The organism is Aestuariivirga sp. (assembly GCF_046294715.1).
In the GTDB taxonomy this organism is placed as follows: Bacteria; Pseudomonadota; Alphaproteobacteria; order Rhizobiales; family Aestuariivirgaceae; genus Aestuariivirga.
Genome location: NZ_JBKBKI010000009.1, coordinates 72,966 through 97,244, shown reverse-complemented (window position 1 = coordinate 97,244; position 24,279 = coordinate 72,966). Strand labels below are relative to the sequence as shown.

Here is a 24,279-nt window from a genome sequence, read left to right as displayed (position 1 = left end):
CCGGGAGACATCTCCCGGGCCACATGCCGTTCAGCCCTTCAGCGCCGCTTCCACCGCCGCGGCGGCATCCCCGCCGTCCAAGGTGGTGACGCCCTCGAGCCAGGGCTTGACCGCGTCGGGATTGGCCTTCAGCCAGGCCTTCGCGGTCTCCTTGGGATCAGCCGCGTCCTTCAGCACGGGGTCCATCATCGCCCCTTCCATCTCGAGCGTGAACTTGAGGTTGGAGAGCAGCTTGGCGGCATTCGGGCATTCCTGCGCATAGCCGGCGCGGGTGACGGTGTGCACGATGGCGGCGCCAAAGCCGGAATCACCCATGCCGTCCAGGTAGTGGATCTTCATCTCGCCCATGATCGGGTGCGGCGTCCAGCCGAGGAAGATGATCCACTCATTGTTCTTCATGGCCTTTTCGGCCTCGGTCAGCATGCCCGCCTCGGAACTCTCGACCAGCTGGAAGCCCGAGAGGTTGTTCTTGGCGTCGTCGATCATCGTCTGGATGATGCGGTTGCCGTCGTTGCCGGCCTCGATGCCATAGATCTTGCCGCCGAACTTCTCGGCATGGGCGCCGAGGTCGACGAGGGACTTCACACCCTCGTCGGCCACGTATTGCGGCACCACGAGGCCGTAGCCCGCGCCCTCGAGGTTGACGCCGATCTGCTCCACCGACTTGTCGTCGAGATAGGGCTGGATGTCGGCGGTCATGCTGGGCATCCAGTTGCCGAGGAACACGTCGATGTCCTTGTTCTTGAGCGAGGCGAGCGTGACCGGCACCGACAGCGTCGAGACCTGCGGTTCATATCCGAGCGCCTCCAGCACCACCGAGGTAGCACCGGTCGTGACCTGGATGTCGGTCCAGCCCACATCGGCGAAACGCACCGCCTTGCAGCTCTCCGGTTCCGCCGCCAAGGCGGATCCGGCCATGGCGACCAGCACCGCGGAAGCCGCCGCGAAACTCTTCATCACTGATTTCATTGGTCTCTCCCTGTATGCCGGGCCCTCCCTGGCCAGCGGCGCTGCGGCAAGACTAGTGCAGGATCAAGAAAGCGCGCAAGTTTTTCATTGGACGGCCGACCAATAAAAACTACAGTTTCCTCCAGAGGTCCAGGATGCCGAAGCTCGGAATGGCGCCGATCAGGCGCAGGCAGCTCGTGGAGGCGGCGATCGCCGTGATCCACGAGCAGGGCTTTGCCAATGCGACCGTGGCGCGGATCGCCCGTCGCGCCGGCATGTCTCCCGGCCTGGTGCACCACTACTTCACCGACAAGGACGATCTGCTGTTCACGACGATGCGTTCGCTGTTGGCCGAACTGAGGGCAGAGGCGGCCGTCAGGCTGGGGAACGCAGAGGGGCCTCGCGAGCGCATCGTGGCGCTGATCGATGCCTGTTTCGGCGAATCCCAGTTCGAGGAGCAAGTGTTCAGCGCCTGGCTTGCGCTCTATGGCAATGCCCGTCACTCTGCCCGGCTCATGACCATCCTGACGCTTTATCACAAGCGTCTGAGAAGCAGCCTTCTGCACGACCTGAAGCGACTGGTGCCCCGGGACGAGGCCCTGCGGCTGGCAGAGGGGATCGGCGCCATGATCGACGGGCTGTGGCTGCGCTATGCCCTCACCGGCAAGCCCGACCTTCCCGAGACACCGCGCGCGCTCACCCGCGACTATCTCTCCGCTTCGCTCGAACGTGCTTTGAAGGGAAGCCGTGCCGGATTAAACATGCACTCCTGAACCAGGGAGGGCACACATGAAACCGGTGAAGTGGGGCATCATCTCGACGGCCAATATCGGCGTCGCCAAGGTCATTCCGGGCATGCTGAAGAGCAGGGATCTCGAAATCGTGGCGATCTCGTCGCGAAAGCGCAAGCTGGCGGAGGACTGGGCGGGGAAGCTCGGCATTCCCAAGGCCTATGGCTCCTATGAGGAGATGCTGGCGGATCCCGAGATCGAGACCGTCTACAACCCGCTGCCGAACCACCTTCATGTGCCGCTGACGCTCGCCGCCGCGAAGGCCGGCAAGCACGTGCTGTGCGAGAAGCCCATTGCCATCACGGCCAGGGAGGCCGTGCAGCTCAGGAAGGCGCCGAAGGGCCTGCACATCGCGGAAGCTTTCATGGTGCGCCACGCCACCCAGTGGATTGCCGTCCGCAATCTCGTGAAAAAGAAGAAGATCGGAGACGTGCGGGCAATCCAGGTGCTGTTCTCCTATTTCAACCGCGATCCCAGGAATGTCCGCAACATGGCCGACATCGGCGGTGGCGGCCTTCTCGACATCGGCTGCTATCCGATTACCGTCTCGCGCTTCGTCTTCGACGCCGAGCCGCGCCGGGTGACTGGCGTCTTCGACCGCGACCCCAAATTCGGAACGGACCGTCTCGCGAGCGGTCTTGCGGATTTCGGCGAGGGCCGCCAGCTCTCCTTCGCGGTGTCGACCCAGCTCGCCCCCTATCAGCGGGTGAACATCCTGGGCACCAAGGGCAGGATCGAGGTCGAGATTCCCTTCAACGCCCCTCCGGACAAGCCCAACCGCATCTTCCTCCAGGGCATGGAGATGAATGTGGGGGATTGGTCGGAGCTACCCGTTTCCGATCAGTACCAGCTCCAGGCCGAGGCCTTCGGCCGGGTGATCCGCGGGAAGGAGAAGCCCTCCTGGGGCCTCGAGGACGCCATTCAGAACATGCGGATCCTCGATGCCTTCTTCCGATCGGAAAAGACCCGCAAGTGGGAAAAACCGTGAGCCGAAGGACGGCCCTCTAGGCCATTGACGGCGGCGTCCGCCCTCACTATAAGCCCGCCATCCCGATGGGCCGGGAAGGCGGGCCGTCTGCCGTGAGGCATGCGGTTTTTTGTCTTTCGAGGCCAATCACGCGATTTCAGAGAAGCAGGACCAAAGCCACATGGCCAATACCAAATCGGCGAAGAAGGCCACCCGCGTCGCCGCCCGCCGGACCGAGATCAACAAGACCCGCCTGAGCCGCATCCGCACCTTCGTGCGCAAGGTGGAAGAGGCGATCGCCTCGGGCAACGAGGCTGCGGCGAAGGCCGCTCTTCAGGCGGCCCAGCCCGAACTGATGCGTGGCGCCAACAAGGGCGTGCTGCACAAGAACACGGCCTCCCGCAAGGTTTCGCGCCTCGCGGCAAGGGTCAAGGCCCTGAAGGGCTGAACCTTCGCCCTGCAGTTGCGGGGGCATGATCTGAGATTTGAGCGCCGGGCTGTTCTGACCGGCGCTTTTCTTTTTCCCCGTTTTCCCCGTTTTTCACATTTGTCAGCGGACGGATTGTCTCGCGCAAAAATTCCAACGCGGTTTCAACAGGTTGCAGGATCACTCGAGGCACCCCGGTAGAAGTGAGGGCCATTCTCGCCCCGCCGGCCCGGGGGTTGTCGAGGGTTGCCGAGGCAGCGGCCGCCCTCTTCCTTCCGCTTCCCCATGGTAAAACCGGTGGCTTCTCAGAGTCTTAGGATTGACTCATGGGAACGCCGCCGGGCTGAAGCTCTGTCAAGCCCCTTCCGTGTACGGAGCGATTCCTGAATCGGGTTGCTTGGGCGGATAACGGTTTTGTAAGTTCTGGTCCGTGGACAGGCCGGGCGGCCCAGCGTCCACTCGAAAACGGGGTTGAGGGGCCAGGCAGGGCCCGCAGTTCCGGCAAGCGGTCAGTAACGGGTTTTGCAGGGCGTCTTCGTCCCGGGCGGAGCCTATTGCGTGTGAGTGGGGTGCGAGGCATGACGAACTCTCCGAGGATGGACCGGTTGAACCAGAGATGCAGTGGCAGGGGCATTCAATGAGCAGATCAGATCTTTCGGCGTTCGGGCTGAGCACCGGAAACTCCTAGGCACATCACAGGCAAGGCAGAAGCAAACGGCTGAACCGTCGGTTCAGCCGCAGGAATGATGCGCGCCGCAGAATGCGCGCCAAGGGATGCGGTGAAGACATGACGGTAGTGACGGACGTGAAGGCCAGGTGGGACCGTGTTGCGCAGAGACTGAGGGCTGAGCTTGGAGAAGATCTCTACAGTTCGTGGTTCGCGCGAATGGAGATCGAAGACCTGGACTCGGGCCGTCTCACCGTCTCCGTCCCCACCCGATTCCTGAAATCCTGGATCGAGACGCATTACCTCTCGCGCCTCCACAAGATCGGGGAGGCGGAACTCGGCGCTCTCGATACCGTGCAGGTGCGTGTGCGCATGCGGGGCGGCCTGCCACCCCGCCCGGCTGTGGAAGAAAGCCCACCGCCTGCGGCTCCGCAGCCGTCGGTCATCCCCGCCGCGTCTGCCCCTGTCGTTGCGGCTGCCCAGGCCGTTGCGGCCGAACGCGTGCCGCAGCTCGATCCCGGGCAGACCTTCGGGAGTTTCGTGGTGGGTCCGTCGAACCAGCTCGCCCATGCCGCCATGTGCCGCGTGGCCGATGCCGCACCCGGTGCCGCCATCAGTTTCAATCCACTTTTCATTCACGCCGGTTCGGGCCTCGGCAAGACGCATCTGCTCTCCGCCGTCGCCCACCGCATCCGCGAGAGCCGGCCGGACCGCAAGGTGATGTTCCTCACCGCCGAGCGCTTCATGATCAATTTCGTCATGGCACTCCGCCAACGCGACACGCTGGCCTTCAAGGACCAGTTCGCGGCCATCGACGTGCTGCTGATCGATGATTTCCAGTTCCTGCAGGGCAAGACGATGCAGCAGGAATTCTGCAACGCCTTCAACTCGCTGGTGGACTCGCGCCGGCAGGTGGTGGTGGCGGCCGATGTCCCCCCGGCCCAGCTCGACGCCATCGACCAGCGCATGAGATCTCGGCTGATGGGTGGCCTGGTGGTCGACATCGAATTGCCCGACCTCGAGACGCGCCGACGCATCCTGCGGAGCCGCCACGAGACGATGCTGAAGCGCGATCCCTCCGTGATGATCCCGGAGGAGGTGCTCGAATTCATCGCCAACCGGGTGACGGGATCGGGGCGCGAGCTCGAAGGTGCCCTGAACCGGATCCTCGCCTACCAGCAGTTCAACCAGGCTGCCGTGACGCTCGATCTTGCCTCGCTTGTGCTGCGCGACATGCAGGCCAATCCCGACGGTTCCCGGATCAAGATCGACGACATCCTGAAGGTCGTCGGCCGCCACTTCAACGTGGGCCGCACCGATCTTCTTTCGCCGCGCCGCGCCCGGAGCGTGGTCGTGCCACGTCAGATCGGCATGTACCTCGCAAAGAAGATGACGGCGCGCTCGCTGCCGGAAATCGGCCGTCGCTTCGGCGGGCGCGATCACTCGACCGTGCTTCACGCCGTGCGCAAGATCGAGGACCAGATCAAGACGGACGACAAGCTCGCCCGCGAGGTTGCTCTCCTGATAAGGCTCGTGGAGCAGGGCTGAAAAGCACCGGATATCCCTTGAATCACGCGCCTAACCGCGCCAAAGTTGCCGGCCCGGCGTGAGCGCCGGCAGCAGAAGAACGGGGGATTTTCCGGTTATGCGCGTCACCATCGAGAGGTCGGCCTTCCTCAAGGCGCTCACCCATGTGCAGAGCGTGGTGGAGCGGCGGAACACCATTCCGATCCTCTCCAACGTGCTTCTCCAGGCGGGCGATGGCCAGCTGAAGCTCACCGCCACCGATCTGGACATCGAGATCGTGGAGAGCGTGCCTGCGGAGGCGGCAAGGAGCGGCGCCACCACCGTACCCGCCCATATGCTCTACGACATCGTGCGCAAGCTCCCGGATGGGGCCCAGCTCGAACTCGAGCAGGCGGGCGACGGCCAGCGGGTGTCGATCTTCGCCGGCCGCTCCCGCTTTTCGCTGCAGGCGCTCCCGCCCGAGGATTTCCCCGACCTGGCGGCGGGCGACTTCCCCAACAGCTTCGCTCTCTCCGCGGCCGACCTCAGGAGCCTGATCGAGAAGACGCGCTTTGCGATTTCCACCGAGGAAACGCGATATTACCTGAACGGCATCTATTTTCACGAGGTGGCGAACGCCGGCATGCTGCGGGCCGTGGCAACCGATGGCCACCGCCTGGCGCAGGCGCAGATCGCACGGCCGGACGGGGCCAAGGGCATGCCCGGCGTGATCGTGCCGAGGAAGACGGTGCTCGAGGTGGTGAAGCTTTTCGAGGGCGTGGACGGCCCGGTCGGGGTCTCGCTCTCAGCTTCCAAGATCCGCTTCGCCGCAGGCGATCTCGTCCTCACCTCGAAGCTCATCGACGGCACCTTCCCGGATTACGAGCGCGTGATCCCGCGCCACAACGACAAGAAGCTCGAACTCGACACCAAGACCTTCGCCTCGGCCGTCGACCGTGTCTCGACCATCTCCATGGAGAAGGGCCGCGCGGTGAAGCTGCAGATCGGCGCCAACCGGGTGATCCTCACCGTCAACAACCCGGATTCGGGCTCCGCGGAGGAGGAGGTGGCCTGTTCCTACGAGGCTGATCCGCTCGATATCGGCTTCAACTCCCGCTATCTGATGGACGTTGCCGGGCAGATGAAGTCCGACGGCATGGAGTTCCAGCTGGCCGATGCGGGCTCGCCCACCATCATCCGCGACCCCGGCGACGAGCAGGCCCTCTATGTGCTCATGCCGATGCGGGTGTAAGCCTCCTTTGTGACCGATTCCCCGACCCTCGCCATCTCCCGGCTGACGCTGACGGAGTTCCGCAACTATGGCGGGCTCCGCCTCGAGACCGCTGCCCGGCTGGTGGCGCTCACCGGGGCCAATGGCGCTGGGAAGACCAACGTCCTCGAGGCCATTTCGCTGCTCGGCCCCGGTCGCGGCCTGCGCGGCGCCTCCTTCGAGGATCTGGCCCGCCAGGGCGGACCGGGCGGCTGGGCAGTCGCCGCTGCGGTCGAGACGCCGTCCGGGCCCGTCTCGCTCGGCACGGCGTGGAATGGCCAGTCTGATACGGGCGACGGCGGCGGAAGGCTCGTGGTCATCGACGGTGAAGCGCAGAAGGGCCCCGGCGCACTCGGTGACTATCTGCGGCTGCTCTGGCTCACCCCCGCCCAGGACCGCCTTTTCGCCGGGCCTGCGTCGGACCGCCGCCGCTTCCTCGACCGCATGGTCGCCGCCTTCGACCCCGAGCATGGCGCGCGCGTCCTGGCATTTGAGAAGGTCATGCGCGAGCGCAATCTGCTCCTCGAGGACCACCGCGCCGACGCTGCTTGGCTCACCAGCCTGGAAGCCCGCATGGCCGAGGCCGCGGTGGCGATTTCCGCAGCGAGACATGTTGGATTGGAGGCCCTCCGGACCCATATAGGAGAAGGCCGCGGCGTGAGTTCCTTCCCCTGGGCTGAAGTGGCGATCGAGGGCGAAATCGAGAGCCTCGTGACGCAAAGGCCGGCGGTGCAAGTTGAGGACGAATATCGTAAGATTTTGCGCGATTCGCGTGGTCTGGACAGGGCGGCCGGCCGGACCTTGAGGGGGCCGCACCGGAGCGATCTGGACGTGGTCCACGGAACGAAGCGGATGCCGGCGGGGCAGTGCTCCACGGGTGAGCAGAAGGCCCTGCTGATCGGGCTCATGCTGGCCCAGGCGCGGGCGGTGAAGGGAGCGGCGGGAGTGTCTCCCATCCTGCTCCTCGATGAGGTGGCGGCCCACCTCGACCGCGCCCGGCGGGGAAGTTTGCTGGAGGCTTTGGCGGCCCTGGGCTCGCAAAGCTGGATGACGGGAACAGATGCCCAGCTGTTCGAAGGAATGGGTCACCACGGCGCCATCTTTCACGTGGAAGACGGGCGCGTGTGCCAAGCGATGGATGAGTGATGTCAGACGCGGATAAGACCGGCAGCAGCGCCTATGGCGCGGAATCGATCAAGGTCCTGAAGGGCCTCGACGCGGTGAGGAAGCGCCCGGGCATGTATATTGGCGACACCGATGACGGCTCGGGGCTCCATCACATGGTTTACGAGGTGGTCGACAACGCCATCGATGAGGCGCTCGCCGGCCACGCCACGCGCGTGACGGTGACGCTCAATGCCGATGGCTCCTGCACCGTCACCGACAACGGCCGCGGCATCCCCACCGACATTCACCCCACCGAGGGCGTTTCGGCCGCCGAGGTCATCATGACCCAGCTTCACGCCGGCGGTAAGTTCGACCAGAATTCCTACAAGGTGTCGGGTGGCCTCCATGGCGTCGGCGTTTCGGTCGTCAACGCGCTGTCGACCAAGCTCAAGCTCACCATCTTCCGGGGTGGCAAGGAGCATTACATGAGCTTCACCCATGGCGAGCCCGATGCACCGCTGAAGGTCGTGGGGGATGCGCCGGAGAAGCGCGGCACCGAGGTCACGTTCCTCCCGTCCTCCGGGACCTTCACCAGGACCGAGTTCGACTTCTCAACGCTGGAGCATCGCCTGCGCGAGCTCGCATTCCTCAATTCCGGCGTCCGGATCCTGCTGGCCGACAAGCGCGGCGTCGAGCCCCGGGAAGTGGAGCTGTTCTACGAGGGCGGCATCGCCGCCTTCGTGCGCTACCTCGACCGCACCAAGCAGTCCGTGCTCCCCGAGCCGATCATGATCCATGGCGAGAGGGAGGGCATCACCGTCGACTGCGCCCTGTGGTGGAACGACAGCTATCACGAGAACGTGCTGTGCTTCACCAACAACATCCCGCAGCGCGACGGCGGCACGCATCTCGCGGGTTTCCGCGCCGCTCTGACGCGTGTCGTCAACAACTACGCCAATGACAGCGGCATCGCCAAGAAGGAGAAGGTGCAGCTCACCGGCGACGATGCGCGCGAAGCGCTCACCTGCGTTCTCTCGGTGAAGGTGCCGGACCCGAAATTCTCCTCCCAGACCAAGGACAAGCTCGTCTCTTCCGAAGTTCGCCCGGTGGTCGAGAGCCTGGTCAACGATCAGCTCGGCGCCTGGTTCGAGGAACATCCCGCGGAAGCGAGGTCGATCGTCTCGAAAGTGGTCGAGGCTGCAGCCGCGCGCGAGGCGGCGAGGAAGGCGCGCGAGCTCACGCGCCGGAAAGGGGCACTCGACGTTTCCTCCCTTCCGGGCAAGCTGGCGGATTGCCAGGAGCGCGATCCCGCCAAGTCGGAACTCTTCATCGTCGAGGGCGACTCCGCCGGCGGCTCCGCCAAGCAGGCGCGCCATCGCGAGAACCAGGCCGTGCTGCCGCTGCGAGGCAAGATCCTCAACGTCGAGCGCGCCCGCTTCGACAAGATGCTCTCTTCCGCCGAGATCGGCACGCTGATCACCGCCCTGGGCACCGGCATCGGCCGCGAGGAGTTCAACGTCGGCAAGCTGCGCTACCACAAGATCATCATCATGACGGACGCCGACGTCGACGGCGCCCATATCCGCACGCTGCTCCTCACCTTCTTCTACCGCCAGATGCCGGAGATCATCGAGCGCGGCCACCTCTATATCGCCCAGCCGCCGCTCTACAAGGTGAAGCGTGGCTCCTCCGAGCAATATCTGAAGGACTCGAAGGCGCTCGAATCCTACCTGGTCGACACTGGCCTCGAGAACACCGCGCTGGTGCTCGCCGACGGCACCGAACGCGCCGGCGCCGATCTCCGCGCCATCGTAGAGGAGGCCCTCTCGATCCGCTCCGCACTCGACGCGCTGCATTCGCGCTATCCGAAGGCCTTGATCGAGCAGGCGGCGATTGCCGGCGTGCTGAACCCCGAGGTGCTGTCGAGCCCTGACCAGGCCACCGGCGCTGCCGCCTACATCGCCCGCCGCCTCGACGTCATCGCGGATGAGACGGAGCGCGGCTGGGTCGGAGAGCCCACCGCCGATGGCGGCCTCACCTTCACCCGCGAGGTGCGGGGCGTCAGGGAAGCCTGGACGCTCGACGGCAAGCTCATCGGCTCTGCCGATGCGCTGCGCCTCGACAGGAAGGCCGAGCACCTCCAGGAAATCTATGCAAGGCCGGCGAAGCTGCGAAGGAAGGACGGCGAGACGGTGATCCATGGCCCCACCTCGCTGCTCGAGGCCGTCTTCGCCTTCGGGCGCAAGGGCATCTCCATGCAGCGCTACAAGGGCCTGGGCGAAATGAACCCGGAGCAGCTCTGGGAAACGACGCTCGATCCCAACGTGCGCACGCTGCTGCGCGTCAAGGTCTCCGAGCTCGACGAGGCCGACGACATCTTCACCAAGCTGATGGGTGACGTGGTCGAGCCGCGCCGGGACTTCATCCGTGAAAATGCCCTGAGCGTCGCCAACCTCGACGTTTGAATCTTACCGGAACGCCATCAGGAATCCGTCACGCGGTGCGGTGGGAAACCTGTCCAGCGGGATGGAGAGATCCTGCTCCGGCACCTCGTAATGCGCTTCGGCGAGCAGGCGGCAGGCTTCCGAGAGAAGCACGATGCTCAGCTCCTCCCCGGCGCAGCGGTGCCCCTTGAGCAGGTCGCCGCTGCCCTGCGCCACGAGCCGCGCCTCGGCTCCGCGGTCGGTGAGGAAGCGCTCGGGGCGAAAACGCTCCGGATCGCCCCAGGAGGCATGCCTGTTCGTGCCGTAGAGATCGAGCAGCACCCAGTCGCCCGCTCGGAATTCATGCCTGCGGAAGGAGAACGGTTTCAACACCCGCCCGCCCACGGCGGGGAAGAAGGGATAGAAGCGCCGCACCTCCTGCGCGAAGGCCCGCGCATGTCGGGGGCTGGCCATGAGCCTGTCGCGCCAGGCGGGATGAAGGTGCAGCGCATGTGCGGCAAACACGATGAAGCGCGCCACGGCAACGGTCGGCCGCAGCAGGTTGATCAGCTCTACGCCCGCCACCTTGCGTGAAAGTGGCTTTCCATCTTCCTCCGTGGCGAGCGCCACGGTGCGGGCCGGCGTCGTCTCGCCGGCCTCATTTTCCCGAAGCCGCGTGATCACGCGGCGTGCCCAGCTCTCGGCACGCTGCCGCAGCGCCTGGCCGCGGATCTGGCCGAGGCCGATGCTGCCGGCTCCCTCGATCATCGCCGTGAACTCGGCCGTGCGCCGCTCGTCATGCTCCACCTCGCGCGACAATCCGCACCAGATGAGCGCCGTGCGGCAGAGGATGAGCGAGGCGTGGTCCATCAGCCTGAAGCGGCCTCCTGCGCCGAAACCCATGTGCCACTCATCCGCGAAGATCTCGCGCGCCTCCTCGAGCGAGTCCAGGGTCATCAGCGAGAGGAGCATGCGCTTCCTGCGGCGGTGGCGCGCGCCGTCCAGCATCTGCACGCTGCCAAAATCCTGGAGCAGGCTCGCCGTCAGCGCCGGCATCGCATGTTTCCGGGTGAAGCGCCCCGGCACGTAGAAAACCTCGGTCGCCTCTGGCCCCCGCATGCATGTCACGGCACGCAGCATCAGGCGCGCCTGGAACATGTCGCTTCCGAGTTGATCGCACGTCTGGCCGATGAAGCCATAGCCGCCCCTCAGGAAGGCGAGCGTGCTGTCGGCCTGCGGAGCGCGGGGGCTGGCGTCCATGAAGAAGGAAACGGCGCGCTGGCAGCGGAGGTTCCTGTCCGGTCAGGCGGGCAACTTCTGGTCCGCGGTCGAGGTCTGGCCCGCAGGCGCATAGCGGCGGATCATCTCCGCGCAGAATTCGGCGAATTCCGCCGGTGCCACCGGCGGGCTCGTGTGATGGGGCTCGATGCCCCTGTGCTCGGGCGTGAAACAGAAGGTCACCGTCACCTCGAAACCGGCAAGCGCCTCCATCTGCCGGTCGAACCAGTCGAGCGCGTTTGGCCTGAAGCGGTCGGCCCAGGAAAGCCCGGTGCGCAGGTGCCGAACGCCCAGGCGTTTCATCCAGTCGACTGCGTCCTCCAGCCGGTGATCCTCGAAATGGAACCACTGGCAGAGCCCCATCTCGCCGGCGAATGCCGCGTAGGCCTCGAGCGCCGGCTTGGGGCTGCCGTCCTCGCGCAGGAGGCCCATGTGGAAATGCCGGTAATAGGACGAGCCCTCCGCCTCGCGATGCCGCGTCGTGGCGGGCCAGGCGCGCGGCAGGTCATAGAGGCTGTACCAGTGGATTCGCGGTGCCTTGCCGATCAGGAGCTGCGCGGTGCGCTTCAGCCCCCACACCTGCACCTCCTCGGCGCCGAAGGTCGAGATGCCCACCTCCGTCACCCACACCGGCTTCCCGGTGACAGCGCGGATCTCGTCGAGCTTCGAAGGCCATTCGTGGATCTGCCACAGGTTCCAGTCGAGCGGAAATCCATGCACCGCCACGACGTCGATCTCCTCCAGAACGCCCTGCCTCTCGAGGTTCTGGATGAAGGCGGGATCGATGGGGGAAATCCCACCCAGCACGCGCGGCAGGTGCGGGTTCGCCTGCGCGATGGCGCGGCCGGCGAGCTTCGCCATCTCCCCGAACCGCGTCCAGTCCGGGTCGAGGAGAGGGTCCCAGTGCGACTTGTTGTTGGGCTCGTTCCAGATCATCGCGGCTTCGATCATGGGGCTGGCTCTCCTGTCTTCCCGCGCGCGGGGTAGGCCGGCTCCGCGCCATAGGGCCGGGCCGCTGTCCGGCACACATAGACTTCCGGTTCCGGGTGGCTCTCTATCGCGAAGCCCGCGCTCCGCAGCATGGCCTCGGCGCAGGCACGGTTCGGAACCCACCAGTTCGTCGGATCCCCCGCATAGCGGTTCTCGATGAAGTGCAGTTTCGGGTAATGGGCCTCGTCGAAATGGGCTGTCTCCGCGAAGGGGTAGTCGCCCTCGAAGTGCCCTGGCGCGGAACTTCCGCGCTGCATGGACTGGAACACCAGAATGTCCCCCGCCACGTGCTCGCGGATGAGGTCGAGGGCGAGCAGCGGGTGGCGCAGGTGATAGAGCACCCCCATGAACAGCACGAGGTCGAAGCGTTCGCCCAGCGCCCCCACGTCGTAGACGGAGAGCTGCCGATACTCGATGTCGAGGCCCAGCACCTTGCTGGCGAAGCGCGCCTGCGCAAGGTAGGCCTCGTCCCAGTCCATGCCGAGGACACGCGCCGCACCGCGCCGCTTCATCTCGATCGAGTAGAAGCCCCCGTTGCAGCCGATGTCGAGCACGCTCTTGCCGGCGAGGTCCTGCGGCAGTGCGGCGGCGAAGCGGCGCCACTTGATGGTGGGATAGTCTCCGAGAAAATGATCGGGCGCTGTCTTTACACCATGGAGATCGATATTGTGGAACCACGGTCCCAGCTCTTCGACCTCGCGGCGCAACGCATCTTCCTGCAGGAGGGCGCTCATGCCGCCAGCCCCGCCACCGCGCCAGCGTTGACGCGCAGCACGTGAGCGCCTGCGGCATCGAGTGCGACGGTGCTGATCGAGGCCGGCTCGATGTCGATCCGGCTCCAGTCATCCGCACTGAGACCCCGAAGCGTCAGCAGCGTGGCCCGGATCGGTTCGGCATGGCTCACCAGCACGATTTCCGCGCCACGCATGGCAGCATGAAGCGCCAGCATCTCCCCGAGAAAGCGCATCGCAAGCTCCGCCATGCTCTCGCCGCCGGGGGGCCGCGCAGCGCCCCGTGTGGCGTTCCAGGTTTTCCAGCCGGCGTCGCCCGAGAGCTCGCTGAAGCTCTTGCCCTGCCAGAAGCCGAAATCAGCCTCGTCCAAGGCCGAGCTGGTCAGCATCGCAAGCCCCAGCCTTCCTGCGATGGGCTCGGCGGTCTCGATGGCACGTTCGCGCGGGCTCGAGATCACGGCGCCGATCCTGCTGCGCGCAAACATCCCGGCGAGGGATCTCGCCTGCGCTCTGCCTTGGCTCGAGAGATGAACGCCCGCAAGCCGGCCGACCAGAACCGAACCGACGCGGTCATGAGCGGCGTGGCGAACGAGATGGAATGTCGTGCTCCGGGTCATGACACTCCCACTCTCAGCCATGGCCGGCGATGAAGGCCAGCGTCTGCGCCCTGGCTTCCGAGTCCGTGAACTGCTTCGGGGGAGATTTCATGAAATAGCTCGAAGGCCCGACCAGCGCGCCGGAAAGGCCGCGGTCCCGCGCCAGCTTTGCGCAGCGCACCGCGTCGATCACGATTCCCGCCGAGTTGGGCGAGTCCCAGACCTCGAGCTTGAGTTCGAGGTTGAGCGGCACGCCGCCGAACGTCGTGCCTTCCATGCGGATGTGGCACCATTTGCGGTCGGTGAGCCACGGCACGTGGTCGCTTGGCCCCACATGCACGTTCCCTGCCTCCAGCGGCACGTCGAGTTGGCTCGTCACGGCCTGCGTCTTGGAGATCTTCTTCGATTCGAGCCTCTCCCGCTCCAGCATGTTGAGGAAGTCCGTGTTGCCGCCAAAATTGAGCTGGTAGGTACGGTCGAGCCTGACGCCGCGCTCGCGGAACAGGTTCGTCAGCACGCGGTGCACGATGGTGGCGCCCACCTGGCTCTTGATGTCGTCGCCGATGATCGGCAGCCCTCTCTCCTCGAAGCGCCGGCGCCATGCCTCGTTGGAGGCAAGGAAGACGGGGATGCAGTTCACATAGGCGCAGCCCGCCTCGAGTGCGCGCTCGGCATAGAATTCGCTGGCGCGCTGGGAGCCGACAGGAAGATAGGAGACCAGAATCTCGGTGCCGCTGTCCTTCAGCGCCGCTGTCACGTCCTCCGCCGTCTCCGGCGACTCCTCGATCTCCTCGCGCAGATAGCGGCCCAGCCCGTCGAGCGTCGGGCCCCGCGCCACGCGCACGCCGGTGGGCCCCGGCGCGGCGAAGCGCTGCGTGTTGTTGGGCGCGGCGAAGATCGCCTCCGAGACGTCGCGGCCCACCTTTGCGGCGTTGATGTCGAAGGCGGAGGCGATTTCGATGTCGCCCACGTGATAGCCGCCGAGCTCGACGTGCATCAGGCCCGGCACTGGCTCGTTGGCGCTGGCGTCTCGGTAGTAATCGATGCCCTGCACGAAGGAGGAGGCGCAGTTTCCAACGCCGACGATGCCCACTCGAAGTTTGCGCCTGCTCATGATGCTGCTCCTGCGGCCGTTTCCAGTTGCCGCCCGCCCTTGGCGCGCGCGGCCTCGCGAAGATGGAACTCGAGTTCGCCCGCGCGATGGCGTGCGCTGTGGCCTTCGGCGATGACGCGATGTGCCGCGGCCCCGGTGCGCGCCGCTCCGCCGCCGCCGAGAATGCGCAGCACGTCCTCCGCGCTCTCCGCCAGCATGATGCTGCGGCCGTCCTCGAAGATGGTCTCGATGCCGTCCCAGATGTCGGAGATGATGGCCGTGGCGCAGGCCGCGGCCTCGAAAAGCCGCACGCTCGGGCTATGGCCTGCCGCCACCATGTCGGCGCGGGTCACGTTGAGGGTCCAGCGGCTCGCGCCGTAGAAGGCCGGGTGGTCGGCAGGCCCCACATGCTCGATCCGTTCGACGTTCATGGGCCAGTCGATCGACTGGGGGTATTGCGGGCCCGCCACCACGAAGCGCTTGCCGGGAAGAAGCCGCGCCGGCTCGATCAGCAGGCGCTCGAGCACCGGTTGCCGGTCCGGGCTGTAGGTTCCGAGATAGGAGAGGTCCCATTTCTTCGGCACGTCGATCGGGCGATAGGTGTCGGTGTCCGCCGAACAATAAAGCGCGCGCGCGGCCCGGGCGCCGTGACGCTGCTCGATCACGTTGAGCATCGGCCCCCCCGTGAACGAGAGATAGAGGTCGTATCCCGGAACCTGCTCGGCGGAGAGATAGGCGCAGCGGCCCTCGGCGAGGCTCGCAAGCGTCACCGGCGTGTCGATGTCGTAGAACGCCATCACGCCCCGTGCCACGCGCTGGACGTGGTTGCCGACGGCAATCCCGTCCGGCACGTAGGAGCCGACGATCACCGCGTCCGCCTCTGCGAGAAAGGGGTCGAACTTGCTGAGCTCCGCCAGCGAGCGATAGTGGTGGAGCCTGCACCAGGATGGCGCGCCCAGGTCCCGGTTGGCGGCATACCAGGGCTGCTCGCGCTCGAGGAAGGTCACTGAATGGCCGCGTTCGGCCAGTGCCTTCAGCAGCGCGCGATAGGTCGTGGCATGGCCGTTGCCCCAGGAGGAGGAGAGGCTGAGGCCCAGGACGACGACGTCGAGCGCTCCGTTGGATGTCATGCCACGCTCCTTCGCCGCCGGGCCGCCAGTTCGGCGCGCAGCACCTGGTCCACCTCTGCCGCACGGCTCGCATAGGTGTGGTGGTTCAGCACGTGGTCGAGGGCGCGAAGCCCGATTTCCTGCGCCCTCTGCGGTGTCAGGTTGGCGAGAAGCTCGGCCACGTCGTTACCGTCGCGCGCCACCAGAACCTGCTTGCCGGGCTTCAGGAAATACTCGATCCCCTCCCAGGCGTCAGTGATGAGGCAGGCGCCCGCACCCGCCGCCTCGAACACCCGCGTCGCCGGCGAGTAGCCGACCGCCGCCATGCTGTCGCGCGCGATGTTCAGAACGGCGAGTGAGGAGCGGTTGAAGGCGTTGTGCTGGTGCGTATAGACATGCCCCAGCCGCCTGACGTTGCCGGGCATCTGCTTGCCGTCCCAGCCACTGCCGCCCAGGACGAATGCGCGGCCGGGAAGAAGCGAGGCGGGCTTCAGGAAGAACTCCTCGACCCGCGCCTCGCGGTCCGGCAGGCGGTTGCCGAGAAAGCCGAGATCGCCCGTGAACTGCGGCTCGGCGGCGACCGGATAATGCGTCGTCGGGTCGAGGCCGTTGTAGATGGGAATGCACCGCCGCGCGCCCAGTGCCTTGTAGGCCTCGACCACCGGTGGCCCGCCGCCATAGGTCAGCACCGCGTCGAGCCCGGAGAATGCGTTCCGCAGCGGGTGCACGTCGCTCGCGCGGATCTCCGCCAGCGTTGCGGGCGCATCGACGTCCCAGAAGATCCGCACCGCATCGGGCCGTGCCGCCGCCATGACCCCCGACAGCAGCTCATCATCGAAGATGCCGACGCCGCTCGCCTTGATCACCACGTCGGCATGGGCCGCATCGGCGGTCACGCGGCGCAGCCCCTCCGGCGTTGCCGGATAGACGATGGACGTGGCCCAGTCCGGCGGGTCGATGTCGCGATGCTTCTGGCGCTCATAGGCGTCGGGCTCGTAGAAGGTGATGCCATAGCCGCGGCTTGCGAGATTGCGCAGAAGCCCGCGGTAATAGGTCGCCGCTCCGTTCCAGTACGAGGAGACGAGGCTCGATCCGTAGAAGGCGACTCTGATCATGCGGTCTCCAGCGTGGTGGCGCCAAGGCGCTGGGCGATGGCGAGAAGCTCGTGCATGCGGTGATGGCAGCTGTGCCGCGCATGGATGGCGGCGAGCCCGTTCAGCGTCAGCGACTGGCGGAGGTCGGGGTCGGTCGCGATGGCGCGCAGTTGCTTCGCCATCTCGCCTCCGCTGCGTGCCAGGAGATAGTCCGTGCCGGCCGTGAACAGCTGTTCGCTGTCCTCCCACGGCGCGCTGACGAGCGGTATGCCGCAGGCCAGCGCCTCGAAGACGCGGATCGTCGGAATTCCGGGGAGCGTCTCGACATAGAAGCGGCGCGGCACGTGAACCGTGGCGAGGTGGCGCGCGAAGGCGGCGGGAACCTCCACGTTGGGAAGCCAGCCACGATAGTGTGCACCGTGCCGCGTGATCGCCTCCAGCGCATGCCGGGGGTAGCGGACGCCGTGTATGTCGAGGGGAAGGCCCGCTGCCTGCGCGGGCCGCAGCAGGTAGTCGGTGATCTCGGTCTCGCGCTCGCCGTCGCCCCAGTTGCCGATCCACACGGCACCCTGGCGGCCACCTTCCTGCTCGGGCGGCCGGAACAGCCGCGTGTCCGCCGCCTCGTGCCAGACGAACACGTTCGAGCCCCATCCCCAGCGCCGGTAGACGGCGGCGAGCGCCTCGCCGAAAGCGAGCACGCCGTCATAGGACTCGAGGTCGAAATGGCGGATCGCGTCCGGTTCGCTCACCGCGCGGTGATGCGTGTCGTGGAAGAGCAGGGTGAAGCGGCCGCCGTTCCGCCGCGCGGCGCCGATCCGCGCCACGAGCTCGGGCGTGTTCCACTCGTGCACGATCACGAGCTCCGCCTGGTCGAGCGCCGCGCCGGGATCGAAGTCCCGGCCCATCCGCACCACCGAGAGCTCGGGATAATGCCGCCGCCAGGCCTCGCCCGCGGCCTCGCCGTGCTCGCGCACGAGATTGTCGTGGCTCCAGGAGTCTTCGGGCTCGTAGGCCCGCACGTCATGCCCCGCATGCACCAGCTCGCGCAGCACGCCGCGCAGGAAATGCGCATTGCCGTGGTTCCAGCAGGAGCTCAGCGCATGGGTGAAATAGACGATCTTCATGCCGCCGCCTCGCATTCCGGGCCGGAGAGCGCGATCAGCATCGCGTAGAGCCGCATCAGCTCGCCCGCCATGGCGCGCGAGGTATAGCGCTGTGCCCTGCGGCGCGCCCGTTCGGAGAGGAGTTGCTGCAGCATGGCGTCCGCCGTCACGCGCTCCAGTGCGCGCGCCACCGCTTCCGCATCGCGCGGCGGAACGAACAGCGCCGCCCCGGACCACAACTCCCGGAAGGAGGCAATGTCCGAGAGGACGAGCGCTGAGCCCGCCTGTGCGGCCTCGAGCACGCCGAGGCCGAAGGGCTCGTAAAGTGCCGTAGAGACATAGACGGGTGCGCTGGACAGCCAATGCCGCATCCGCTCCTCGCTGAGCGTTCCCAGCATCTCGAGTGCCGTGAATTCGACCGCTCCCCCTTGCGGCCCGCAGTCCGGACCCGCCGCCAGCACCGGCGTGTCGATGAGCGCCGCCGCGCGGTCGAGTGTTGCGAAATTCTTGCCCTCGTCCCACAGCCGGCCGGAGGAAAGGATGACCGGCGAGCGCGTGCCCGCAGGTGGCGCGGCGATGTCCTGCCGCCCGTTGCGGATCACCGTGGGGGGCGAGGCAAGCCCGTAGGCGGAAGCCACCTCATGGGCCAGCGCGCTCGTCGGGGCGACGACGGCCTCGCTCGCGGCAAGCCCGCGCGCCACCAGTTCCCTCCGCCAGCGGAAATCCTCGGGGAGCGGCTCGTCTCCCTTCACGGCGGACCACCATGTGGCAAGGCAGGAATGATGGATGGAGATCACCGGCGCCGGGTAGGCGCGGCCCGCCGCGAGGGCCGGCGTGTGCAGCTGCACGATGTCGCAGCCTTGCCCGCGCGCCAGCTCGCCGAGGGCGTCGGCCGCATCGGTCACCTGCTCCGGCGTTTCGGCCAGCCAGTCGAGCGGCAGGTCGGTCGTGACGAGGCTGAGCCCGGGGATGGCGCGCGCCGCCTCGGCGGCGGAGGAACGCGGCGGCGGCCCCATCACCGCGAGCACGGTTTCGATTCCGGCCGCGCCGAGCTCGCGTGCCAGGTCGAGCGAATAGGTCCAAACGCCCCCCACCGCATCGGTGGAGAGCAGGATGCGGCGGCCCGTCAGCACCTCAGCCATGGCGGCACTCCGCCTCGAGCTCGGAGAGAGCGGCCGGGCGCTGGTCCTGTATGTCGCTGAAATGGTCGAACTGCGTCAGATACCATTCATGCGCGCGCTCCCACGCCTCATCGTCGGGCTCGCCCCACAGGCGGCGGTAGTCGGGCGAGCTCGGATAGGGGTAGAGCGGCACGGGCTCGTTCGCCCACACGCCGTTGCTGATCAGCCGTTCGCGCCAGGCGGCGACCATCTGCTGGTCGTCCTGCACCATCTCGATGAGGTTGGCCTGCACGAAGGGCACGCGGCGGCGGGCATGGATCAGCCGCTCGGCGAGTTCATCCGTCGTGAGGCGGCAATTCTTGGCGAGTGCGGCGCGGCCCTCCTCGGTGAGGCTTTCGACGCCCGCCTCGATCGACACGCATCCCGCCTCGCCCAGAAGGTCCAGCATGTCGGGCTTCCACAGGTCGATCCGGGTCTGGATGCCGAACTGCACCTTGCGCGGCACCAGCGCCTCGAGCAGCGGCTTCTGCGGCAGGAAGATCTCGTCGATGAAATAGAGATAGGTGACGCCCTGCGCGATCAGCCCGTCGATCTCCTCGATGAGCGGCTCGAGGTCGCGGCGGCGGTACTTGTCGCGGAAGTCGATCTTGGCGCAGAAGCTGCAGTTGTAGGGACAGCCGCGCGAGGCTTCCACCTCCGCGCCCGGCCCCTCGGGCGCCTGCTCGAAGCGGTGGTGATGATGGTGGTGGCGCGCCACCCACGCCTTCGGCCAGCGGAGTGCCGGAAGATCATGGAAGCGCGAGGCATGCGGGCCCCCGGTGATGCGGATTGCGCCATCTTCTTCGCGATAGGCGATTGCCGGCACTTCGCGGAGCGGCTTGCCTTGGGCGAGCAGGAGGATGATCTCCTCGCTTTCCCCGCGCACCGCAACGTCGCAGCCGAGCTTGCGCAGCGTGGCCTCCGGCGTGGCCGATCCATGCGGCCCCACCGCGACGGTCCTGCCGCCGCCCCGCGCCAGCGCCCGCAGGAATTCGTGCGGCACGCGCAGTTCCGGCTGGGCGCAGCGCCAGAAGAGGTAGCTTGGCGCCGTCGTCACCACCGTCATCTCCGGGGCGAAATCCGCCACCTCGGCGGCGAGCGCGGCGTTCGCCGTATCGGTGATGTGCCCGTCGAGCATCAGGCACTCGTGGCCTTCGCGCTCGAGGAGCGCCTTCGCATAGCCGAGTTCGAGCGGCAGGTGCGGCTCGCGGCAGCCGAAATAGATGGAGCGCTCGAAGCTCCAGCACGGGTTGACGAGCGCCACCTTCATTCGGCGGCCTCGAGCTTGCGCGCTCGCGCACCCCGTTCCGACTGGAGCCAGGAGGCCAGCCGCCGCACGCCCTGCTTCCACCCGAGCGCCGGCTTGAGGCCGAGCGCCTTGCGGATGCGGCGCGTGTCGGAGACGTAGTAGCGCTGGTCGCCCGCCCGCCACTCCGAGAAGCGCGTCTCGACGCTGCTGCCGATGAGCTTCTCGATCTCGGCGATGAGGCGGCGCAGGCTCACGGCGTTTTCAGGCCCGCCGCCCAGGTTGAAGGCGCGGCCCTCGACCTTCTCGATGTTCCGCCAGCACGCGACATAGGCCTCTATGCAGTCTGAAACGTCGAGCACGTCGCGCACCTGGCAGCCGTCGCCATAGAGGCTGATGGGCTTGCCCTCGAGCGCGCTGATCAGGAAATGCGCCACCCAGCCCTGGTCCTCGGTGCCGCGCTGCCGCGGCCCGTAGATGCAACTCATGCGCAGCACGGCGGCGGGCACACCGAAGCTTCGCGCATAATCGAGGACGTACTGGTCGGCCGCCCCCTTGGAGCAGCCATAGGGCGTATGGAAGTCGAGCGGCCTGTCCTCCGCGATGCCGTGCTGGCAGAGCGCCGCATCGACCGGCTCGTAGGCGGATTTGGCGAGCCGCAGCGGCACGTCGGCGAGGTCGCCATAGACCTTGTTGGTGCTGGCGAAGACGAGCGGCACCCGTCCGCCGCGCTTGCGCAGCGCTTCGAGCAGCCCGAACGTGCCGCCGACATTCACCTCGAAATCCGAGCGCGGGTCGGAGAGGCTCGTCGTCACCGCCACCTGGGCGGCAAAGTGGAACACCGCGCTGGCCTCGCGCACCGCCTCCGTCACCGCATCGGCATCGCGGATGTCGGCCCTGATGTGGTGGATCTTCCCGCCATGTTGCGCGGTGAGCCAGGCGAGATTGGCCTCGACGCCCGGCCGTGCGAGCGAATCGAGGACCGTCACCTCGTGGCCTTCGCCGGCGAGCCGGTGAACGAGATTGGAGCCGATGAAGCCCGCGCCTCCGGTCACGAGAACCCGGGCCCGTTTCGACGACGGCGTCACGCTCTTCATGCAACGAGGCCCCTCTGCTCGAGCTCGCGCCGCGCCTGCTCCACCCTGTCATGCGCCGTCTGCCGCGCCACCCACCGCGCCAGCTCCGAAAGGCCCTGGCCGAAATCCTTGCTCGCCTTGAAGCCCAGCACCTCCCGCGCCTTCGTCACGTCGCAGAAACAGTGGCGGATGTCGCCGATCCTCGCCTTGCCCACCGTCTCGGGCGAGAGCTCGGGCCGGCCCATCGCCTCGGCAAGACTGTTGCCGATTTCGAGGATGGAACGGTCCTCGCCGCTTCCCACGTTGAACACCTGGCCTGCGGCGGAAGGCTTCTCGAGCGCGGCGAGGAAGGCGCGCGCCACGTCGCTCACATGCACGAAGTCGCGCCGCTGGCGCCCGTCCTCGAACACGATCGGGCGCTGCCCGTTGAGGAGCCGCGAGGCAAAGATCGCGAGAACGCCGGTATAGGGATTGGAGAGCGCCTGTCCCGGCCCGTAGACGTTGAACAGGCGAAGCGCCACCCCCTCCATGCCATAGGCCGCCGAGAGCGTCAGCGTCAGCTGCTCCTGGACGTATTTCGTCAGCGCGTAAACGGAGGCGAGCGAGGGCCGCTTCCATTCGGGAGTCGGCATGGGGATGAGGGGGAGGCCCTGCTCGTCGAGCGGGTCCCAGCTCGCGTCATCGCAAGCGCGCGGCCGGCGCACCGCGTTCTCCACGATGTCGCCGCCCTCGGTGCGGTAGAGCCCCTCGCCATAGATGCTCATGGACGAGGCCACCACGACGCGCCTGATGTTGCGTCCGACCATCTCCTCGAACAGCGCCGCCGTTCCGAGGTCGTTGACGGAGACATAGCGCTCCACCGCATACATGCTCTGGCCCACGCCCACCTCGGCGGCGAGATGGATGACGGCGTCCACCTTCTCGAGCCCGCGCGACAGCGCGCTCCGGTCGCGCACGTCACCCACGATCAACTCTGCAGCGGGCGGAAGATCGGCGGGCCTTTGGCCTTGATGCACCTGTTCGATCAGAGGATCGAGAATTCTTACCGTGTAACCGTTGTCCAGCAGAAGTTGCGTGACGTGACGTCCGATGAAACCGGCCCCGCCGGTGATCAACACAGTTTCCACTCGCGCAACCTCCATACCGGCGGCAAGACCCGCAGCAACAACCAGAGATTCAGATTTCTGCTGCGGCAAAGAACAAAGCTGCGGGGGCAAAGTTCCAGAGAGCACACTGAAATGGGGTCCGGTGCTCGGGTCCCGGTCGGGAACTCGCCTGCACCCCCGGCGGTTCATTCACATGCGCGTTTTGACGAGAACAGGAGGTGCAGATGGCCGAAACCACCACCGATCACGAGACGATCCGCAAATGGGCGGAGAAGCACAAGGGAAGGCCCGCCGCCGTCGATGCGACGCATGACGGGAAGGACGTAGGGATCATCCGCATCATGTTTCCCAAGGCGCCGAACTCCGAGCACGATGCTCTGGTGGAGATTTCCTGGGAGGAGTTCTTCGAGGAGTTCGAGAAGAAGAAGCTGGCGCTCCTCTACGAGCCGTCGAGCATGTTCAGCAAGCTGATCAGCCGCAACGGCGCGGGCAAGGGCTGAGCGGTTGGATGCCCGATGACGGCGCCAGCGCGGCGGGGCTCGAGGCGCCGCCGCTCGTCTACGTGTCGGACGCCGCACCCGGCTTGCGGCGCATTCGGCGGGGCAAGGGCTTTTCTTATCTGATGCCGGACGGCACGGCGCTCACCGACCCTGCCGAGCTGGCGCGCATCCGCTCGCTTGCCATTCCGCCTGCCTGGCGAGACGTCTGGATCTGCCCCGACCCCTGCGGCCACATCCAGGCCACGGGGCGTGACCAGAAGCACCGCAAGCAGTACCGCTATCACAAGGACTGGCACGGCGAGCAGGACGCCGGAAAATTCGCGCGCCTCGTGGAGTTCGCCCGCGCGCTTCCCGCCATCCGCGCCCGCGTTTCCGAGGACATGGGAAAGCGCGGCATCAGCCGCGACAAGGTGCTCGCCGCCGTCGTCGATCTTCTCGACCGGACGCTGATCCGCATCGGCAATGCCGAATATGCCAGGGGCAACGACAGCTACGGCCTCACCACGCTGCAGAACCGCCACGTGAAGCTCAACGGCTCGGAACTCCACTTTCGTTTCAAGGGCAAGAGCGGCAAGATCTGGAGCCTCCGCATCAGCGACCGCCGCATCGCGCGCATCGTGCGCACGATCCAGGATCTTCCCGGCCAGGACCTCTTCCAGTACCTCGACGAGGAAGGCCAGGTGCGGGACGTCGATTCCGCCGCCGTCAACGCCTACATCCGCGAACTTGCGGGGCCTGAGACATCCGCCAAGGATTTCCGCACCTGGAACGGCACGGTCATGGCCGCCCGCGCGCTGGCCGAGGCCGGCTCCTTCACCAGCAAGCGCGAAGCCGCCTCGAAGCTCAAGGCGGCGATCGCCGGCGTGGCGGAGCGGCTCGGCAACACCGTCACGGTGTGCCGGTCGAGCTATGTCCATCCCGCTGTCATCGAGGGCTGGCTCTCGGGCGGGCCATGCGCCATGCCGGAGAAGGCGGAGTCGCGCGGCGCCGGGCTGTCGACCGAGGAGGAGGCCGTGCTCCGCTTTCTCGAAGCGGCGCGCGGCCGCTGAAGGGCAGGGCCGCGCGGGCGATATGGCTCACGGGAAGGGCCC

22 protein-coding genes are annotated in these 24,279 nt (G+C 66.7%); 9 read left to right on the top strand and 13 right to left on the bottom strand.

Features of this window, described 5'->3' with window-relative positions; translation table 11 throughout:
* Positions 1-30 precede the first annotated feature (30 nt).
* Positions 31-969 (bottom strand): choline ABC transporter substrate-binding protein, encoded by a 939-nt coding sequence (gene choX, locus ACK4HL_RS08695; RefSeq protein ID WP_409758727.1) that lies wholly within the window; start codon positions 967-969, stop codon positions 31-33.
* Positions 970-1,103: 134 nt separating this feature from the next.
* Here choX and betI point away from each other — a divergent pair, with 134 nt between their 5' ends.
* From betI to gyrB, 7 genes are all read left to right on the top strand, one after another.
* The gene (betI, locus tag ACK4HL_RS08690; RefSeq protein WP_409758724.1) at positions 1,104-1,721 is read left to right on the top strand and encodes a transcriptional regulator BetI; all 618 of its coding nucleotides are present in this window, start codon (positions 1,104-1,106) and stop codon (positions 1,719-1,721) included.
* A 16-nt stretch (positions 1,722-1,737) separates the two neighbouring features.
* On the top strand, positions 1,738-2,727 hold the full coding sequence (locus ACK4HL_RS08685) for a Gfo/Idh/MocA family protein (protein ID WP_409758721.1): 990 nt from the start codon (positions 1,738-1,740) through the stop codon (positions 2,725-2,727).
* A gap of 160 nt (positions 2,728-2,887) precedes the next feature.
* Positions 2,888-3,154 (top strand): 30S ribosomal protein S20, encoded by a 267-nt coding sequence (rpsT, locus tag ACK4HL_RS08680; protein ID WP_409758718.1) that lies wholly within the window; start codon positions 2,888-2,890, stop codon positions 3,152-3,154.
* 766 nt (positions 3,155-3,920) lie between these two features.
* Positions 3,921-5,348 (top strand): chromosomal replication initiator protein DnaA, encoded by a 1,428-nt coding sequence (gene dnaA / locus ACK4HL_RS08675; RefSeq protein WP_409758715.1) that lies wholly within the window; start codon positions 3,921-3,923, stop codon positions 5,346-5,348.
* A gap of 97 nt (positions 5,349-5,445) precedes the next feature.
* Positions 5,446-6,558, top strand: coding sequence for a DNA polymerase III subunit beta (gene dnaN, locus ACK4HL_RS08670; RefSeq protein WP_409758712.1), 1,113 nt, complete (start codon positions 5,446-5,448; stop codon positions 6,556-6,558).
* A gap of 9 nt (positions 6,559-6,567) precedes the next feature.
* The gene (gene recF / locus ACK4HL_RS08665; RefSeq protein ID WP_409758709.1) at positions 6,568-7,722 is read left to right on the top strand and encodes a DNA replication/repair protein RecF; all 1,155 of its coding nucleotides are present in this window, start codon (positions 6,568-6,570) and stop codon (positions 7,720-7,722) included.
* Positions 7,722-10,148 (top strand): DNA topoisomerase (ATP-hydrolyzing) subunit B, encoded by a 2,427-nt coding sequence (gene gyrB, locus ACK4HL_RS08660; RefSeq protein WP_409758706.1) that lies wholly within the window; start codon positions 7,722-7,724, stop codon positions 10,146-10,148. The genes recF and gyrB overlap by 1 nt, the downstream gene beginning before the upstream one ends.
* A gap of 3 nt (positions 10,149-10,151) precedes the next feature.
* Here the strand turns inward: gyrB and ACK4HL_RS08655 are convergent, their stop codons facing one another.
* Genes ACK4HL_RS08655 through ACK4HL_RS08600 form a run of 12 tightly spaced genes read right to left on the bottom strand, consistent with a single transcriptional unit; the run spans position 10,152 to position 22,724 of the window.
* Positions 10,152-11,366, bottom strand: a complete 1,215-nt coding sequence (locus ACK4HL_RS08655) for a cytochrome P450 (RefSeq protein WP_409758703.1) — start codon at positions 11,364-11,366, stop codon at positions 10,152-10,154.
* A 42-nt stretch (positions 11,367-11,408) separates the two neighbouring features.
* Positions 11,409-12,335 (bottom strand): beta-xylosidase, encoded by a 927-nt coding sequence (locus ACK4HL_RS08650; RefSeq protein ID WP_409758700.1) that lies wholly within the window; start codon positions 12,333-12,335, stop codon positions 11,409-11,411.
* Positions 12,332-13,108, bottom strand: a complete 777-nt coding sequence (locus ACK4HL_RS08645; protein ID WP_409758697.1) for a TIGR04290 family methyltransferase — start codon at positions 13,106-13,108, stop codon at positions 12,332-12,334. Before ACK4HL_RS08645 ends, ACK4HL_RS08650 begins: the two co-directional genes overlap by 4 nt.
* The gene (locus ACK4HL_RS08640) at positions 13,105-13,722 is read right to left on the bottom strand and encodes a histidine phosphatase family protein (RefSeq protein WP_409758694.1); all 618 of its coding nucleotides are present in this window, start codon (positions 13,720-13,722) and stop codon (positions 13,105-13,107) included. Before ACK4HL_RS08640 ends, ACK4HL_RS08645 begins: the two co-directional genes overlap by 4 nt.
* 13 nt (positions 13,723-13,735) lie before the next feature.
* Complete coding sequence (locus tag ACK4HL_RS08635) at positions 13,736-14,815, bottom strand: inositol-3-phosphate synthase (protein WP_409758691.1); 1,080 nt, start codon at positions 14,813-14,815, stop codon at positions 13,736-13,738.
* Complete coding sequence (locus ACK4HL_RS08630; RefSeq protein ID WP_409758688.1) at positions 14,812-15,924, bottom strand: glycosyltransferase; 1,113 nt, start codon at positions 15,922-15,924, stop codon at positions 14,812-14,814. Before ACK4HL_RS08630 ends, ACK4HL_RS08635 begins: the two co-directional genes overlap by 4 nt.
* Positions 15,921-17,018 (bottom strand): glycosyltransferase, encoded by a 1,098-nt coding sequence (locus ACK4HL_RS08625; RefSeq protein ID WP_409758685.1) that lies wholly within the window; start codon positions 17,016-17,018, stop codon positions 15,921-15,923. The genes ACK4HL_RS08630 and ACK4HL_RS08625 overlap by 4 nt, the downstream gene beginning before the upstream one ends.
* The gene (locus tag ACK4HL_RS08620) at positions 17,015-18,121 is read right to left on the bottom strand and encodes a glycosyltransferase (RefSeq protein ID WP_409758682.1); all 1,107 of its coding nucleotides are present in this window, start codon (positions 18,119-18,121) and stop codon (positions 17,015-17,017) included. Before ACK4HL_RS08620 ends, ACK4HL_RS08625 begins: the two co-directional genes overlap by 4 nt.
* Positions 18,118-19,242 (bottom strand): glycosyltransferase family 4 protein, encoded by a 1,125-nt coding sequence (locus tag ACK4HL_RS08615; protein ID WP_409758679.1) that lies wholly within the window; start codon positions 19,240-19,242, stop codon positions 18,118-18,120. The genes ACK4HL_RS08620 and ACK4HL_RS08615 overlap by 4 nt, the downstream gene beginning before the upstream one ends.
* On the bottom strand, positions 19,235-20,530 hold the full coding sequence (locus ACK4HL_RS08610; protein ID WP_409758676.1) for a TIGR04295 family B12-binding domain-containing radical SAM protein: 1,296 nt from the start codon (positions 20,528-20,530) through the stop codon (positions 19,235-19,237). Before ACK4HL_RS08610 ends, ACK4HL_RS08615 begins: the two co-directional genes overlap by 8 nt.
* A complete protein-coding gene (locus ACK4HL_RS08605; protein ID WP_409758673.1) occupies positions 20,527-21,603 on the bottom strand; it encodes an SDR family NAD(P)-dependent oxidoreductase in 1,077 nt (358 codons plus the stop codon). The genes ACK4HL_RS08610 and ACK4HL_RS08605 overlap by 4 nt, the downstream gene beginning before the upstream one ends.
* The gene (locus ACK4HL_RS08600) at positions 21,600-22,724 is read right to left on the bottom strand and encodes an NAD-dependent epimerase/dehydratase family protein (protein ID WP_409758670.1); all 1,125 of its coding nucleotides are present in this window, start codon (positions 22,722-22,724) and stop codon (positions 21,600-21,602) included. The genes ACK4HL_RS08605 and ACK4HL_RS08600 overlap by 4 nt, the downstream gene beginning before the upstream one ends.
* Before the next feature lie 188 nt (positions 22,725-22,912).
* On the opposite strand from ACK4HL_RS08600, the gene ACK4HL_RS08595 reads away from it, so the two are divergent.
* Both ACK4HL_RS08595 and ACK4HL_RS08590 read left to right on the top strand, forming a co-directional pair.
* Positions 22,913-23,188 (top strand): hypothetical protein, encoded by a 276-nt coding sequence (locus tag ACK4HL_RS08595; RefSeq protein WP_409758667.1) that lies wholly within the window; start codon positions 22,913-22,915, stop codon positions 23,186-23,188.
* 8 nt (positions 23,189-23,196) lie between these two features.
* A complete protein-coding gene (locus ACK4HL_RS08590) occupies positions 23,197-24,237 on the top strand; it encodes a DNA topoisomerase IB (RefSeq protein WP_409758664.1) in 1,041 nt (346 codons plus the stop codon).
* Positions 24,238-24,279 lie beyond the last annotated feature (42 nt).